The sequence below is a fragment of the Salinimonas iocasae genome (genome assembly GCF_006228385.1).
Classification (GTDB): Bacteria; Pseudomonadota; Gammaproteobacteria; order Enterobacterales; family Alteromonadaceae; genus Alteromonas; species Alteromonas iocasae.
In genome coordinates this window covers 3,061,429-3,078,103 of record NZ_CP039852.1, presented here as the reverse complement: position 1 = coordinate 3,078,103, position 16,675 = coordinate 3,061,429, and the positions used below count along the sequence as shown (strand labels likewise).

The window sequence follows — 16,675 nt, the reverse complement described above, 5'->3', positions numbered from 1 at the left end:
TGTCTATGATCGACGTACACAGTCATATCATTCCCGGCATAGATGATGGCGCCAGAACAATGGAAATGGCCCTGGATATGGCCAGGCAAACTGTTGATGCTGGTGTCACGCACTTAGTCTGTACGCCCCACATGCACTGGGGGACGTTTGACAATACTAAGCCTGTCATCAAACAGGGTTTCGATGAACTGGTAAACGAAGTTGACAAAGCCGGTATTAAGCTGGCTTTGTCATGGGCCGGCGAAATTCGTATTAATGAGATGGTGCCAATCTGGTTTAAAGAAGACAAACTGCCTTATCTGGGTACTCTGGATAGCAAGCAGGTTTTACTTCTTGAAATGCCTCACAGTAATATGCCGGCCGGGCTCGACCAGCTTTTTCGCTGGTTACGAAATGCAGGCGTGCAGCCATTAGTGCCTCATCCTGAGCGAAACAGAGATATCTGGAAGCAGCCAGAGAAGATACAGTGGCTCAGAAACCAGGGCTGTTTACTGCAGGTCACTGCCGGTGCATTCACCGGCCGATTCGGAGACCATGTACAGCGGATTGCCGAGTCTATGCTGGAAAATAATCAGATAGATCTGGTTGCATCTGATACGCATGATACCAAACGCAGACCTAACGAAATGGGTGATGCCTATAAGCGTGTCACTGCGCTGCACTCAGCTGAGAAAGCAGAGCAGTTGTTCGTGCAAATGCCACGAAAAATTGTAATGAGTGAGTAACCCAAACGTTTAATCAACTGGCTGTTCAGTGCCAGATGCCCAGCGAAAATGTCTCGAAAAGGTTGATGCCCAGAGCAGACTTCAGCACATACAAACATACCAGCCCCAACAGCACGGATATTGTAAGAAAAATACAAATCATCAACGCCAGCCAGGTCTTCCCGATAGTTTGATGTAACCGGGAAGGCTGGCGTCGATTACGTCCGGCCAGTAATACCAGATAATACCGGTGTCGCCATAACTTGATGGTTACACGCCAGTCTAACTTGTGTGTTTTCCAGCGTGCAGTGCCAATGCTTTGCGCCAGGCTTTCAAGCTGCTCTTCAGTAAAGCTGTCAGCAACGTCCTGTGGCATCTTTGATAACAGCCGTTGCACAGCCGGTAATTGCGCACCGGAATGCTTAATTTTGTACACATCATGCCTTTTGATATTTACGACACTGCAAGCATACCAGCGAAACAGCCATCAGCACAGCAACGTATGCCATGACAGTCGGGGTTTGCAGGGAGGTGGATACGATTGCAAGATATGCCGTTCCGGCCAGTGCGCCAGCACAGCTTAATGCCGTTGCACGAAAAACAAGGTGTCGACGGCGTGCCATTGCAATTACGGCATTACCCAGACTCACCATAAACAGTGCAACAAATATCAGGCTTGCTGGCACGCCGTATTCAGCCAAAAATTGCGTCACATCTGTTTCTCCCACGGGTATTACACCTGAAACCGGTAGTGGCAGTTCGTCAGCCTCGATATCCTTAGCGGTGCCCGGTCCGGCGCCAAGGATAAGATGATCGGCCACGCCTGGCGTGGCGGGCGACCACTGCCGATCCTCCAGTGTTACGTAGGGAGGCTCATCAAGTACTAGCGCGCGGTCAGCCAGATAGGAGGCTGCCAGTATCATCAGCACATTGGCGCAAAGCAGACTAAGCATAAATGTACTGAATAACTTCGGGCGGGGTGAAAACAGAATAAACCCTGTCACCACTGCAAATACTGTCGCGATAACTGTCGCCCAGATAACCTCAGCCTGAGCGGCCATAACCAGGCCCCCATAAAGTAATAGGGTGGCAATGCGTAAAACCGCCTTACGACCAAAAAAATAGTTAACGATGCGCCTGATACGCTGGCGCAGATTGCCCGTTGCCGATGGCTTGATACGGATGATAAGTAACCCAAGTACGGCGCATAAGGCAATCAATAGTAAATGCCCGTAAGAGACGCCTCGCAATAAAGTACCACTTGCGCCGTCTTTGACGGGCAGGTCCAGAATCAGACTGCTTTGCATTGCAAAAAAGACCGGAAGCGCTGCATATAGGGTTTGGAAAAGTCCGACTGCCAATAAGCATCGAAGCAATATTTTAAGGCGCCGGGCAGACCGGAAAAGCAATAATGCCAGTGTGAACAGGCCTGTATAAGTCACCACTCTCAGCAACGATATTAGCGTGTCCGTCGTGCTATAGGTAAGTGCCAGCCAATCATTATGTTCGCTGAAGGCAAGAAAGTTTCGCTGTGGTCGGATAGCTTCAATCAGGCTTTCGGGCAAGGGGATCAGCAACAGAATGTGCCAGATGATAAGAACAAACCAGCAAGCAAAAATTAAACGGTTCTGCCGAATCACGGGGAGTGCGCTGGAGGAGAACTGACGGATATACAACGCGGTTAGCGCCACCACAATCAGACTTACCGCCAGCCAACCTGATGTGGTTGCAGAGCCTAATGGAAGCGGAAGCCACAACAGCACCAGCAGAAATGCCCCCAGGTAATAGCGACCTGGCATATGCAATGTTAGCGCAGCTAAAAGGTGTGTTCTCGCCGTAATTGTTCTTACTCCTCATTATCTGTGGCGAAATATCCGGCTCGAAAAATGCTGTTCCGGTCACGCTATGTATCTATAGTCCGTGTGCTGGACCAATAGTCCGCTTTTGTTCACTCGCTTGTTACTCATTGTGTTTGAACAAAGGATCAGATTGTTCTAGCAAAGATCCAGCCATGTCTTATGTATAGGCAGGCATAGCGCTGCTGTACTTTCATTCTGGCATTTTCAGGTAAGTATGTGCGCCAGGTGACGGTATGTGGCGACAGGTATATGTGATGGAAGAAGGAAGAGAACTATATGAAAAAGAAAGAAAATTACACACTTATTGAAAATGTTGCCTGATAGATACAGTCAGTAAGACTAAAGCATGGGCCTAAACACGGCTTCAACAGTACTTATTGATAATACCCGCATAACCCAGACTGCGCATATCACTCTAATTAGGAAATAACCAGATACTTACTGTGAAGTGCTGAGTAAATAAAATACCAATGCGTGCTTTCATGCCATGGGATTGGCGGTAATCTGCCAGTTGGCATAAAAGATGAATCAAGTGATGAACAGTCATATTAGCAATGGGCCCCAACAGCACGTATTTTGAACGATCCTGCTGTCGGTAAAATCAAGGATGTCGCGATAGATGGTTATCAGATGCCTGTGGCAATCTGAAGCGGTCTGATATGCATTAACGGTTATAGCTTGAGGAATTCACAATGAATCGACATAACAGTATCGCTTTTATTATCAACTCTCTTGAGGGAGGTGGTGCTGAGCGGGTTATGTGCAAGCTTCTTAGCATCATGGAGCCGTATTTTACGCAGCACCAGATTCATGTTCATCTGGTTTTACTTGATGCACTTGCCGAGGCGCATGAGTGTCCGGATTATGTAAATAAGATTACGCTCAATACCGAAGGGAGCCTGGTACAGGGATACCGTCAGCTGAAGCCATTGCTCAAACAGTTGTCTCCCTCACTGTGCTTAAGCTTTCTGACCCGCAGTAATATGCTGAACGTCGTGTTATCTCACCAATTAGGCTATCAGGCCGTTATTAGTGAACGCGTTAACACAAGTAGTCACTTCCCCGGTGGCCTGAAAGACACCATCAGTAAAGTAATGGTAAAAGCGACTTATCCCAGAGCCCATCGGGTAATGGCTGTTTCAGAAGGGGTTAAGGCCGATTTAGTTGAGCACTTTAATGTGAAGGAAGATCGGGTTCAGACAGTGTATAACCCCTATGATATTGATGCGATTCATGAGCTGGCTGATAAACCTGTGGACGACTTGCCTCAGAATGCTTACATAATTGGCACCGGCCGCCTTGTAAAAAACAAAAATTTCAGGCTTTTGATTGATGCCTACGCAAAGAGTGATGTGCCCGAAGATTTAGTTATCCTCGGGCAGGGTGATCAGGAAGCTGCCCTTAAAGAGCAGGTTTCCCGGCTTGGGCTTAGCGAACGGGTACACTTTCCGGGTTTTAAATCGAATCCTTATCCGTATATTAAGCAGGCACGGTATTTTGTTTCTACTTCTAATGCCGAAGGGTTTCCAAACGCGATTGTCGAAGCTATGTGCCTGGGTAAGGCTGTTGTTGCAACAAATTGTGAATCCGGCCCTGCTGAGATTCTGTCAGGTGAGTATCCACTACATATTGAGCAGTTTACGCCTTCTCAGTATGGCTGTCTTTGCCCGGTGAATGACGCTAAGGCTGTTGCCGATGCTATGGACTTTTTGAACGCGCCGACAGAACTAGCTCGTTACTCGGCAAAAAGCACAGAGCGCGCACAGGCTTTCAGTAATGAGATTTTTCGTCAGAAAATGATGACTTGTCTGGATTTAACCCCAGGCGCTGAGGATACGGTTTATGTTCCTGCTGGTTAAGCTGGTATTCGGACTAATCAGCGCTTATCTGGTATATGGTGCGATTTCACGGCGATGCAACAAGTATCTTGCATTTGCAGTTGTCGCATTATGGTTAAGATTTTTCCTGTCAGCATTTCATGACATAACTTACGAGCCGCTGATAGCCGGGTTCTCAATCAACGCGCTTTCTTCTATCGGTATTGCCGGCATGGGATTGCTTCTGTTGCCCCGTAACTTTTTGACCCTGCAAAAGCTGGGACTTATCTACCTGTTTTTCGCCAGTATTATCCTCAGCGGTGTGCTCAACGGTGCTGTGGTAGGTCTCATCAACGTCATGGTTAAGTGGATGTTCTTTCTAACTGTCACCGGTGCAATTTTTATGGCAGTCAGGAAAGTGGGCAAAGACGAGGTGTTGCGAAAACTGCTGGTAGCATTCTTTCTGCCGGTCAGTTTACAGATCATGTCGATTCTTTTAGGCGAGGCCAAAGCGACCGAAGCTGATGGTTCTACCAGTTATATTGGCGGGTATAACCACGAAGCCGCCTTTTCTATGATTATCGCCAGTTTTACGCTGGTGGTAGGGCTGATTTCAGCAGGCTATATCCGGTTCAGAACTTTTTTATTTGGCTTAGGCTGTATCTTACTCGTGATTGCCAATTACCGTACCTCAGTGTTGGCCATTTTACCTCTCGCGGCGATTTTTGCGTTTAACTCAATGGAAGCGCGTATTGCTCCGCGTTATAAGGCAGTGTTTTTGATTGCTGCCTTTTTTGGCATGGGACTGGCGTTTTTACTTCTGTCATATTCAATGCAGGACCGTTTTGCGGATGTATTTGTCTTCCTGGGATCGCTGGACGAGCTTATGAAGGCCCCTATGTATTACTCCGAAGCAGAAAAAGACATTTTCTCTGCCCGGGTTTATATCTGGAGCCAGTATATCTACACCTACTGGCAGGGTGACTGGATTCATCAGCTAGTGGGGTGGGGGCCGGAGTCCTGGAGTGGCCGCTTCCCCAAGTACGCCCATAACACGTATGTGTCGTTTTTGTTTGAATACGGTGCATTCGGTTTATTGTGCTTCCTGCTTGCAGTCACAGGCTTCTTAAAGCAATCGCTACGCATTAAGAACAGGCGTTACTCGTTAATGCTTTGTTCATCCATGGTGGGATTTCTGATCATGTGCTTCGCCACCATGCCATTGTGGAACATAGAAGGCTTAATTCTGTATGCCATTTTGATTGGTAACACACTTGCGCCTGTGCGCCTGCTCAGTGCAGATGAAACTCACGTTCCCGCCTTTTTAAGTCGTTTTGTAAGAGTATAACTGGCTGCGTAGGTAGCTGTTACTGGAGAGAAATATGAAGCTTTGTGCTGTTGGACTTCGCGGTATTCCTAATGTAATGGGAGGGATTGAGTCACACTGTCAGCAGTTATACCCGCGCATGGTTAAAGAGGGGGCAGACATCACTGTTATTTGTCGCTCGCCCTACGTAGACAGCCGGAATAAAGAATTTGAAGGCGTTAAGCTTCGCTCGGTCTGGACGCTTAAACACAAATTTTTCGAAACGTTTCTGCACACATTTCTGGCCATAATTTATGCCCGTTTTGTGGTAAAACCTGATGTCCTTCATCTTCACGCTATCGGACCGGCGCTGTTCACACCGTTAGCCAGGTTATTGGGTATGAAAGTGCTGGTGACACATCACGGCGCCGACTATGACAGACAAAAATGGAATTCATTTGCTAAAAGCCTGCTGAAAACCGGTGAGTCGCTGGGTATCCGGTTTGCTAATAAAACCGTCGTCGTGGGTAAATCTCTGACAGCGCGATTGCAACAGGCACATCCGCGACACGCCAGAAAAATTTGCTATGTTCCCAACGGGGCATTAACAGGTGTCGATGCCAACCTTTCCGCTGACAAGTTGCCCCGAGACCTGGACATTTTGCCGGGGGAATACATATTGACTGTGGGCAGACTGGTCCCGGAAAAAGGGTTTCATGATTTGGTTGAGGCTTACCGAAAAAGTAATTCAGACTTGAAACTTGTCGTGGTAGGAAGCGCAGATCATGAAGATGCTTATTCCCGGGCATTATTGGAACAGGCTTCGCCGAATATCATGATTGCCGGGCGGCGCAGTGGGGACGAATTGCACGCGCTATACAAGTTTGCACGGGTTTTCTGTCTGCCTTCGTACCACGAAGGGCTTCCCATAGTTGCCCTTGAAGCAATTGCAGCAGGTACTCAGGTGGTACTTAGCGATATCACTCCAAATACTGATATCGGCTTGCCAGAGGACTGTTATTTCAAGGTAGGGGACACTGACCATCTGGCCACTAAATTTACTCAGCTTGAATCTTTAAACCTGCAGATAGATCAGGGACGCTTTCTGGAAACGTTTAACTGGGACAATATTGCGGTAGAGACTTATGATGTTGTGAATAGCCTGACCGGTACAACTGGCGTGACAACACGCAGGGCGAACTGATGAGTACATACCGTTCGCTTTACCTTTACCCGTTTGAGCATAACAATGGTTTTATTGAACGTACCAAAGAGGTCTATGCCAGGCAGGGCTTTCACATTGAGCCACTTAAAGCATTATTCTCGTCAGCAAACCTGGGTAAGCGAGAAAAAAACACAGTAGTACTTAACTGGTATGAAGACCAGCCCTTCAGAAAAGGCCTGAAAGGACTACGGCGTATACTATTTATTTTCAGCTTTTTCATCAGCATTATGGCAATGCGCCTGTTCAGCCATCGTATTATCTGGCTAAGACATAATTTCAAGCCACATAACCTGGCGCGGGAGAATCTCCTGTTCAGAGTCACGGTCTGGTTACTTAATAAGGTTGCGCATCAAACGGTAACGCTGGAGCCCGTAAATGCTATCTCTGGCCAGGTTGTACGCCATCCGCTGTATCAACCGGATGCTGCACTAAGTACCGTTATCGAACAAACAAGAGGGCGACCGCGGACAATTGATTATCTGTACTTTGGTGTAATCAAACCCTATAAGCGTCTGGATAAGTTGCTTAGGGCTTGGCCGGTATCTCAGTCATTAACGATCATGGGTAAGTGTTCCGATGAAGCGCATACCCGGTTACTCAATGAGATAATTTCTCAGCGTAACCTTGATGTGACCTGGCATAACGCATTTATCGAACAGGATGACCTGGAAAAGGCGGTTGCAGGTGCTCGCTATGTCATTATCCCTCATGAAGATGGAGCGATGATTTCATCCGGCACGTTTTATATGGCGCTGAGCCTCGGGGCGAATGTTTTGTGTTTCGATTCAGAGTTTGGCCGCGCTAAGGCAGCGGAGTTTTCATTTGTACAGGTGCTGAATGCAGCGCACCTTGATACTCAGTTGCCAGCATTATCCTACACAAGCGCCGACATTGTGATTGAACAGGCGATGCAAAAGTATGGCGATCGTGAAGTCCAGCTGTCCTGGCGAAAAGTTCTTTAATATTCCAACAGGCCATCCGACGTGATGGCCTGTCTCTTTAGGTAGCTAGCTAAGCGGCAGGTTTAATTGCTTTTAGCTGCTGATAAATCTGTGAGTCAATCTCGCATAGCTGCGCTATCCGGCTCATAACATCACTGTTAGCGGTTATGTCAGAAGACGCACCCTGATTCGGGCTCTTATTTTTGCTGTCGATATTAATCTTTGTATTAAAGCGCTGGTTGAACTGATTTATCCAGGCTGGCATGTCATCAAGTGTGCCAGCTACCGCAAATCGTCTTAAATTAGCTACAGCCGCTTCAACAGCTGCGTCAGGATTGGCCAGAATCTGCTGGCTATCATTTATACCGGAAAAATATCTTGCGTACGTTAATCCCGCGCTGATGCCCTTATCAGAGTCAACATACTGCTCTATATCCTGATCATGTTTCAGCCACTCGGATTCTTTATAACGGTTATATACAAACTCAGAAATAAAGCGGTCAACAGGGTCGCGAAGTATCGTAAGAAAGTGCCACTTCTGGGAATATTTACTGACTACAGAAGGACGTGCAATGCAGTGACCATTGGTATACAGCATACTGGAAGCGTCCAGGTGAGAAATCAGCTGACACTCTCTTGCAGTCATCATATCAATATCCAATAACTGCGCACTGACCCGACTACTTTTCAGATCGATATGGCCTGCAAACTTAGTGGCTTTAAGCACGCTAGGATAGACAGACGCATAAATGGCCTTAGATAAAGATACGCCCGCACACTTAGGTACATGGCAGAAAAATATCTTCGGATACCTCGATAAATATTTTTCCGATTGCTGCTTTAAGATTTCTTGCACGATTCTTGCTCCTGTTCATCTACATCAAAGAAATTCTATGGAATTTCCTTAACCAAATACGCGTTTTATTTTTTACTTCACAGGGAATCTATGAGCTATACAGTCAGCGTTGTCATTACGACTTTTAATCGACCGAATGAACTGAAAGAAGCGCTGGATGGCGTTTATGCTCAAATTGTAAAGCCACTGGAAGTTATTGTGGTGAATGATGCATCTTCCTTGCCATATGAACAGGTTATCGAAGCATTTTCTCATCATAGCAATTTTATCTACAAACCCCTCGATACCTCTTCAGGCGCTAATAAGGCGCGCAACATCGGTGTAGATACGGCCAAAGGCGATATTATTGCCTTTTTGGATGATGATGATATCTGGATGCCCGACTATTTGCTGGAACATGTTCGAGCTTACGAAGAAGGCGCTGATGCTGTTGTGAGTGGCTATCAGAACCTGGGGAAAGAAGATGAGGTGTTTGTTCAACCCGATGAAACAGTACAGGCCGATGTTCTTCGTACAGGCAATCAATATTGTGGGATGAGCGGGTTCAGTATACGCCGCGACCTCGCCATAAAAGAACGGTTCGACGAGTCACTACCAAACGGACAGGACTGGGATATGTATGTCCGGCTCCTGCAAAAGGGTTATAAGCTGGTGAATATACCCAGGGCAATATTTATGTACCGCTTTATGAATATGGACGGTATCGGCGCTAAAGTTGCCAGAATGACGCCTGAACAGGCTATCGTCAGATTACGCTCTGCAGATAAACACCGGGCTTTTTTGGGCGAGGAAAATTACCGCAAACGTGTAGCCGCTCAATTACTGGTTTATCTGCCGTTAAAGCAGCAGAAAGCCCGCTGGATAATGCAGTCAATAAGATTAGCCGGGTTGCGGGTGACGATGGAGCATATTGCCGCCGTATCTCTTAAAAAAGTGCGTCAGCGCGCCTAACTTAGCGAAGAGACAAACATGGAATTGTACGAAGATCAGTTTGCCGACGAGCATGACTACCCTAACCAGACAGAAACCAAGAAAACGTTGATTATCGCCTCTACTGTGCGATCAGGAAGTCACATGCTTGGCCATGCGCTTCACGAAACTGGCGCATTTGGATTTCCGCTGGAATATGCCAATACCAAAAACCTGAATCAGTGGAAGAAAAAATTTGGAACGTCTGATACTGCAGAAGTGATGCAACAACTTATGCACCGTCGTACTTCGCCCAATGGGGTGTTCGGAATCAAATTACATTACTGCCACCTTGAAACACTGGGTGGATTTAGTCGGGTTCAGTCGATGTTTCCCAATCCACATTTTGTATTGCTGACCCGTCAGGATGTGATGTCACAGGCAGTATCACTGGCCGTGGCAAAACAAACAGGGGCCTGGATCTCAAAACAAGAAAAGCAGAAACAGCCGGAATATCGCTTTGAAGATATTGATAACGGTCTGCGCAGAATTTTGTTTGAGAACAGTTCCTGGAAATACACATTGAGTGCCAGTGGCGCTAAATACATGGACCTGAACTTCAACGATGTGAAAAGCAACACCGCAAATACGATTTTACGTATCGCAGATATGATGCACATCGAGGTCGATAGTCGCCGAATTCCAACAGCGCCTGTCACCAAGAAGCAAAGCGATACAATAAACAAAGCATGGACTGAGCAGTTTATGCGCGAGTTTAACGTTAATGATGAACTGCTGCGATTTAACCGGGAAAGCATTTTCCGCCGTTTGAAAAAGCGGTTTTTATAGCGCGCTGACAATCCGCGCTAAGCCGTCACCAGATATAAGTAATAAAGGACAACAGATGTTTTATAAATGGGCCGAGAAGCAAAAATATGCCAAAGAGAAGTCGTTGATTTTCTGGTGGCAGTCGAAAAAGGATCCCCGGCCGAATATCGGCGATTTCGTTGCATACGATCTGGTAAACAGAATAATAGCAATGAAAGGCAAGATGATTACGGACAAACTCAGCCACGACAATAAGCTGGTAAGTGTCGGTTCCGTCCTGCACTTTGCTAATACCGGAGATACTATCTGGGGCACCGGCCTTAACAAAAAAATGGACGATAAGGTCAACCGCTTCAAGCAATTAGATGTTCGTGCGGTCAGAGGGCCGTTAACCCGAGAATATCTGATGAACCGTGGTATTGATGTACCAGCCGTTTACGGTGATCCGGCTATTTTACTACCGTATTTTTACCCTAAGTCGCTGATGCAAAAGGGCGAAGCCAGAGAGTATATCGTTATTAATCATATGAACGATGACATGTCACATTATGAAGGGCATGAAGACGCACTGGTTACACCGATGCAATACCCTGGCTCGTTTATCGAATCCATTGTGAACAGTAAACGTGTGATTTCAAGCTCGTTACATGGGGTGATTATCGCTGAAGCGTATGGCATTCCGGCAGTGTTTCTGGACTCTAATAGCGGTGAGTCTATGTTTAAGTACGAAGACTATTATCAGGGGACTGGTAGAAAGGATATTCCCAAAGTAAGCTCAGTCGAGGAAGGGTTAAAGATCGATATCCCCAGACCACCTGATTTTACTCCCATAGCCAGAAAGCTTTATCAGGCATTCCCGTTCGATTTATGGGGCGTATGAGACAGCAATACAAAACAGGGTGCGTTAGCACCCTTTTTAATATCTATAAAATTTCGTAGCAAATCGGTTTATAGCTGAAGTTATTCGACTCGCCGGCAGAGCAGGCGGTCAAACCGACAATCATATCCATTTTGGCCTCAAACACGGTGAAGTCACCGGCCTTACTTTTAGGTGGCAGTACAGATAGCTTCCCGTTTTCATCTATGGCTACGTTCATAAATGTATTAAAGGTTGTATTAATAAGATGCTCAGGGATTCCATATGCTGAAAATGCTTTCGCCAGATTACCGTGACAACCCGGTACAGGTTCCTCATCAGGGTAAAAATGGCGGAACGTTGCCTTACTACACGGGGTGAGCAGAAAGTCATGGTCCTCTACAGTATCTTCAACAATCTCGAACATTTCACGGCTATCGTTAGAGTATAGCTTTGAGCCTTTACCAAAATTCACGCTTTCGTTGTAGTCCAGAGAACGGCCTGATGATAAATATTCGTTGTGATTACTGCTGTTGAACGCGTACAAATCAGCGACCTGCTCGCCCTCTGGGTCAATGACCTTTAACTGCTGTCCGGCTTTTAATTCGAATGCGGTGCCGCTACGCGGTGCGATTTTATCCATTATTTTGTTGCTCCTGATTCGTATGAAACGGACACTGCCAGTTTTCTTCTAACTGTCGCCCGCTGTATTGTTTAGCTTCAGAATCACTACCATGATTATCCAGCATTGGATTATCGCCACCACTAAAAACAGTGTCTCTTTTTCGAATATGGTCACGAAAGTCTTCAAACTTTCCTTCCGTGCGCAGCTGATCAAACTGTTGATGCAGATTGAACACTATGGCCGGTGAGTCATATCTTCGGCTTTTACGACGGCTCGCTGGATTCAGACAGACAATAAAAAATGCATGTCCACCAAGACTAAAGCTAAAATCAGCATGGTCCGGGTCGTTACTTACATGGTTGTCCCACCCGTGTAACTTGCTGTCGATATCATAAAGCTGCTGAAGTTTTTCCCATAACAGGCGTTCGTATTGTCGCTCGCTATGATCCCACGGTCCCTCGAACGTACAGACAAAAGAAGAAAACATATCATCTTGAAGGTTAAAGCCTTCGATAAAGCGATAGATGGCATCTAATATGTCCAGGTTATCTGAAGTATCGTGCAGGGGACCAAAGTGATGATGATGAATTTGTTCTTTGTGAAGTGCTGTTTTAGCACCAACGCAGGGAAAACCTTTTTGCGCGATAAATGCTTTGAGGTTCTCTTCCTGCTGAGGAAGATAAGTTTGCATAATGTCGTCTCTGATGATGCCAGGAAAAAAGAAAGGTGAGATACAACATTAGACTGGAAATATGCTTATTACGCCGGCGCCCGCATCGCAATTCCGGCAAACTGAGTACGGCGAAGAATAAGAACGCACTGATAAGCAAAAGCAAGTGCACATAAGGTTTCCATTGTCTGTCTCCATGGACTGGCAATTCTAAAATATATACACTAACCAAGCATCTATCGTGCCACTCTTGATTTTTATCTTAACTATCTGTTTTTGATTTAATTTTTTGAACTTTTCTATGTAAGTTAAAGGTTATGTTTGAAAAAGTGAGTCTTAATTGTGAAGCTCTTACCCGTCGATTCTTTGCAAAAAGCGAAAGGGAATAACTGCCCGAGAGGGCGGGCAGTGTTAGCCAGTGCACCAGATGATCAGCGCTCAGCTGTGCCGGATTCCTGAGGCGGTACTTTCTTTTTAACCGCTTTCTGGCTTTTTGAGCGCTTAAGTTCTGCCATTACTTTGAAGCTCTTACGACGGAAGAAAAGCAATAATATGCCCGCATAGATAGCGGCGCCAGTGACAACAAGTGCAGCGATATTGACAAAAATGTTATCGAGTCCGTAAATATTAAAGCGTTCAAGGTATAAAACCACACCGTACATCACTACCGAGGCCATTGAGAACATCCAGGTATTGGCCAACGCATCCTTTATACCGATACCAAGGTGTTTTTTAACCAGTGCGAATTTCAGAAACAGTGTGATGTAGTTAGCAATGACCAAAGCAACAATAACGCCGTACAGTCCCCAGGGCACAGCCATGAGCGGCAGAGCCATATTCACTACCAGGTTTATCATATTCAGTTTGAAAGCTTGATGCGGCATGCCTCTGGAGATCAGCAGGTTTGGCAGGTAATAAGCCATAACCTGAGTAGGGGCCATAATTGCCAGTATGGATAGCAGATACGCGCTGGTGGTCCATTTATCACCAAACACCAGTTCAACAAACGGGTGAGCGATTGCACCTACACCAAAATAGACCGGCGATACAAAAATGGCAGTCATGCCCACCATTCGGCCAAAGGTGTGGCTGAGGTTATCAGTACTTACCCGAGAAAGTCCGGCCAGCGCAATCCGGTTCAGTGGCTGAAAGGTGAGGTTATTGATTACCGAAACCCCCTGCCTGGCGACTGACGCGAACGCGAAGGTTGATGCACCAAGGAAAAAGGCAATGATGATATTCGACGCCTTTTGCGAGAAAAAGTTAACAAAAGACATCGCAATAAGGGGTTTAGCAAATGTGATTATTTCCGGTAAATGAGATTTATCGGTGACCTTTTCAGGTTTGAAATCTGAACGCACGCAAGTCAGAACAGTCGATACCACTGCCTGAACGATTTTGCCAAAGATAATTGCCCAGGCGCCGAAGCCATCCAGGGCGGTGACAACCGATACGATGCCGCCGATAAGCACGCCAATAGTGTCGTAAACCGCCAGCTTTTTATTTTCAAAATTGCGCTCAAGTTTGGCTTTGTGTACCAGCCTGAAACCATTAGCAATAGGCACAATGGCCAGCGCGGCAATTAATTGAGCGGCGAGTTCAGAATAGGTGTACCAGGCAATGGGAACAGCAACAACAAAAATCAGCGTCGCAATGGCGCCAGAGACTCCCATTAATACCCAGAACGACAGGCTGGCAAACTGATTATCCCAGTCTTTGCGTTGAATGAGGTTCTGGCTAATGCCGACGGTGACAAATAAATTACAAAACTCTACGACCATCAGACAGATGGCAACAAGCCCGAACGCCTCAACTTCGAGGATCCGGGCCATGATAGCGTAAACAACGAAGTTAACAATTTGCGCAAAGCCGTTGGCTGACAAATTGAAAAAGGCGCCCGCTAAAGATTTAGCTTTTAATGACATGTACTGCGTTACATTCCATGTTTAAAAAATATGCCGAAGACAAGCACAAAGCCTGCCTTAATTTACCACCCCGTTGATATACGCATCCTGTTGAGCGTTTTTCAGAGTGAAATTGGGGATGTAATACGTGTCGTTAGCAGGAAACATCACCTGACCAGCGCTATCCGCCCAGTTTTCTGCATTTTTTGTATTCACCTCAGAAGGATACGCGTATGGCACCGTGATGGTTCCTTCCATTTTAGGTTCGCCTTTTTTTGTATTGAAAAAATAATTGTTCACATAGCGGGTTTGCCCGAACTGCTGAGGGTCATACACATTAAGGCCTACCATGTTGGCGTCTTTTTGTGTGATAACGATATTGTTCTGAGCATGGGTATAGAAGGTGTTATCTTCCTGAAAGCGCGACGCCGCAATACCATTTCGACCTACTGTTATCAGGTTATGATAAATATGGCTTTTCCCGAATGCACCGGCAAACAATCCGCCCAGTTTCACAGCAGCCCACTGTTTGCCAGTTTGATCTCCCAATCGTGAATATAGTTATTAAAGATGAAGGCCGGACCAACACGGGTGGGGATAGCACTCACTCCCGTATAGCTGTGAGATATTTCATTGTTGTAAACCAGCACATTGTACTGGCCACCATCGATCTCAATGCCATCATCATTAGCATATCTGAAAGTATTGCCATAAATGGCAGAGTCTCTGACAAAGCCACCTAAAGGCTCACCATTTTTGCGACCTTCTACAACATCGTTGAAGCGGTGCTCTGGTTTCCCTTCAAAAACATTGTTTCTTAAAATTACCTGCCCTTTAAACTCGGGGTTGGGGTGATTTGCATGAGCGAAAAAAGCATTCGGACCTTTTGGGTGACCATACCGCCAGTCGTTAGCCAGTGCATTAGGATCATGGACATGACAGTTTTCCACCGTAACCACACCTGTTTGGCGAAGGTAAATGGCTGAGTCATAGTTTATAGGCTGCGCATCCTCTAATTCGTAGGCAACACCATTTTTTAGAATATTAGGTGAGCGCCCCCAGTCAGAGATATCACACTGATTTATCCATATATGATGCGCCTTTTCAGCATAAACACTATGTGTTCTGCCGCCTTTCACAGTAATGTTTTCAAAATAAACATAGCTGTTGTTACCAATATCAATAGCATGCTTGTTGCCGTCGGGGGCAACAATTGGCAGCGTTGGATTACCAACTATTTTTGCCCAGGCACCTGGTTTACCCTCTATGCCCAATGCTTCAAGGTCCAGCGTTCCACCGTTATAGATATCGCTGAGCTGGTAAACTTTATCGGGATCTATCGGTGGTGTTTCAGCGCGGGTTGCGGTTTGGCGCGTTACCGTTTGAGCACTACCATCCGCTTGCTCAAGTCTGATTTTCAGTTCATAAGCAGTATCGGGCTCAAGATATACCAGCGGACCGGTGAGGTTCGCGGTTACCGGTTCCCACTGTAGATCTTTGCCACGCTGCCACTCACCGTTGGATTGACTGGAGCGCCGGTAATAAACCGACGCCCGCGTGTCTGCGGATTGCCCGACAATACTGATGCTAAGTGACTCTATCAGCGGCTCAATAGCAATACCGGCGCTATCAAAAGCCTCATCCGCATATAATTTGTTGGTCAGGACACCGGTGGACGAGGCCCATGATTTAATTTGACTGGCAGACAGCGAACTGTCAGCCAGCAGCGCATGGTAAAGTGCGTAACGATCAACGGGGAAAAGCAGCATCGCGGCACGAACTAGTTGCTGAGCATCAGCAGCATTCTGCTGAATCAGCGTTGTGGTGACATCATATAATGTTCCTGTGTCTTGAAGTGCCGATAAGATTTTAGCGGCGGCTAATGTTTCATCAGCCTGCATTTTCTGCAGCATACGTTTATATTGTTTGTCGTTTTTTAACGACACAACCAAAGCTTCAATATCACTGAGGGTCATCTGCTCATCCATCTGCCTGAGGGCTGCAGTACCTGGCTGACCTGCCACAAACATTTGTTGTGTCGATGATGTCGCTGCAAAGCTAGTTGCAGTCGGAGTGGCGATGAGAGATAGACCGATAATCAGGCGTGACAACCGTTTCGCGCGATGTAACAACATATGCCGATATCCTTGAATTGAAGCGGAAAAGAAAATTGCT

The 16,675-nt window shown here is 46.4% G+C and carries 16 protein-coding genes; 8 read left to right on the top strand and 8 right to left on the bottom strand.

The window, feature by feature from the left end; translation table 11 throughout:
• The first annotated feature begins 5 nt into the window (after positions 1-5).
• A complete protein-coding gene (locus FBQ74_RS13690; protein ID WP_139757193.1) occupies positions 6-725 on the top strand; it encodes a tyrosine-protein phosphatase in 720 nt (239 codons plus the stop codon).
• A 25-nt stretch (positions 726-750) separates the two neighbouring features.
• Here FBQ74_RS13690 and FBQ74_RS13685 read toward each other — a convergent pair whose 3' ends face one another.
• Positions 751-1,140 carry a 3-phosphoshikimate 1-carboxyvinyltransferase gene (locus FBQ74_RS13685; protein WP_139757192.1) on the bottom strand — a complete coding sequence of 130 codons (390 nt, stop codon included), beginning with the start codon at positions 1,138-1,140 and terminating at the stop codon, positions 751-753.
• 1 nt (position 1,141) lies between these two features.
• A complete protein-coding gene (locus FBQ74_RS13680; RefSeq protein WP_139757191.1) occupies positions 1,142-2,503 on the bottom strand; it encodes a hypothetical protein in 1,362 nt (453 codons plus the stop codon).
• Positions 2,504-3,255: 752 nt separating this feature from the next.
• Here FBQ74_RS13680 and FBQ74_RS13675 point away from each other — a divergent pair.
• The 4 genes from FBQ74_RS13675 to FBQ74_RS13660 are packed head-to-tail and all read left to right on the top strand — an operon-like array spanning position 3,256 to position 7,873.
• The gene (locus FBQ74_RS13675) at positions 3,256-4,422 is read left to right on the top strand and encodes a glycosyltransferase (protein WP_139757190.1); all 1,167 of its coding nucleotides are present in this window, start codon (positions 3,256-3,258) and stop codon (positions 4,420-4,422) included.
• Complete coding sequence (locus FBQ74_RS13670) at positions 4,406-5,728, top strand: O-antigen ligase family protein (RefSeq protein WP_139757189.1); 1,323 nt, start codon at positions 4,406-4,408, stop codon at positions 5,726-5,728. Before FBQ74_RS13675 ends, FBQ74_RS13670 begins: the two co-directional genes overlap by 17 nt.
• Before the next feature lie 34 nt (positions 5,729-5,762).
• Entirely contained in the window at positions 5,763-6,890 is a 1,128-nt protein-coding gene (locus FBQ74_RS13665) for a glycosyltransferase family 4 protein (protein ID WP_139757188.1), read from the top strand.
• A complete protein-coding gene (locus FBQ74_RS13660; protein ID WP_139757187.1) occupies positions 6,890-7,873 on the top strand; it encodes a glycosyltransferase family protein in 984 nt (327 codons plus the stop codon). The genes FBQ74_RS13665 and FBQ74_RS13660 overlap by 1 nt, the downstream gene beginning before the upstream one ends.
• Positions 7,874-7,922: 49 nt before the next feature.
• Here FBQ74_RS13660 and FBQ74_RS13655 read toward each other — a convergent pair whose 3' ends face one another.
• A complete protein-coding gene (locus FBQ74_RS13655) occupies positions 7,923-8,708 on the bottom strand; it encodes a sulfotransferase family 2 domain-containing protein (protein ID WP_168190674.1) in 786 nt (261 codons plus the stop codon).
• Between the two features lie 90 nt (positions 8,709-8,798).
• Between FBQ74_RS13655 and FBQ74_RS13650 the strand changes: the two genes are divergently transcribed.
• The 3 genes from FBQ74_RS13650 to FBQ74_RS13640 are packed head-to-tail and all read left to right on the top strand — an operon-like array spanning position 8,799 to position 11,325.
• Positions 8,799-9,659, top strand: a complete 861-nt coding sequence (locus tag FBQ74_RS13650) for a glycosyltransferase family 2 protein (RefSeq protein ID WP_139757185.1) — start codon at positions 8,799-8,801, stop codon at positions 9,657-9,659.
• Between the two features lie 18 nt (positions 9,660-9,677).
• The gene (locus FBQ74_RS13645; protein ID WP_139757184.1) at positions 9,678-10,466 is read left to right on the top strand and encodes a Stf0 family sulfotransferase; all 789 of its coding nucleotides are present in this window, start codon (positions 9,678-9,680) and stop codon (positions 10,464-10,466) included.
• Between the two features lie 55 nt (positions 10,467-10,521).
• Positions 10,522-11,325, top strand: a complete 804-nt coding sequence (locus tag FBQ74_RS13640; RefSeq protein WP_139757183.1) for a polysaccharide pyruvyl transferase family protein — start codon at positions 10,522-10,524, stop codon at positions 11,323-11,325.
• Positions 11,326-11,368: 43 nt separating this feature from the next.
• Here the strand turns inward: FBQ74_RS13640 and FBQ74_RS13635 are convergent, their stop codons facing one another.
• The 5 genes from FBQ74_RS13635 to FBQ74_RS13615 all read right to left on the bottom strand — a co-directional run bounded on the left by FBQ74_RS13635 (position 11,369) and on the right by FBQ74_RS13615 (position 16,635).
• Entirely contained in the window at positions 11,369-11,944 is a 576-nt protein-coding gene (locus tag FBQ74_RS13635; protein ID WP_408641322.1) for a DUF1989 domain-containing protein, read from the bottom strand.
• Complete coding sequence (gntA, locus tag FBQ74_RS13630) at positions 11,937-12,617, bottom strand: guanitoxin biosynthesis heme-dependent pre-guanitoxin N-hydroxylase GntA (RefSeq protein ID WP_139757181.1); 681 nt, start codon at positions 12,615-12,617, stop codon at positions 11,937-11,939. The genes FBQ74_RS13635 and gntA overlap by 8 nt, the downstream gene beginning before the upstream one ends.
• A 410-nt stretch (positions 12,618-13,027) precedes the next feature.
• Positions 13,028-14,521, bottom strand: a complete 1,494-nt coding sequence (locus tag FBQ74_RS13625; RefSeq protein WP_139757180.1) for a lipopolysaccharide biosynthesis protein — start codon at positions 14,519-14,521, stop codon at positions 13,028-13,030.
• A gap of 57 nt (positions 14,522-14,578) precedes the next feature.
• Positions 14,579-15,016, bottom strand: coding sequence for a hypothetical protein (locus FBQ74_RS13620; RefSeq protein WP_139757179.1), 438 nt, complete (start codon positions 15,014-15,016; stop codon positions 14,579-14,581).
• The gene (locus FBQ74_RS13615) at positions 15,013-16,635 is read right to left on the bottom strand and encodes a right-handed parallel beta-helix repeat-containing protein (protein WP_139757178.1); all 1,623 of its coding nucleotides are present in this window, start codon (positions 16,633-16,635) and stop codon (positions 15,013-15,015) included. Before FBQ74_RS13615 ends, FBQ74_RS13620 begins: the two co-directional genes overlap by 4 nt.
• Positions 16,636-16,675 lie beyond the last annotated feature (40 nt).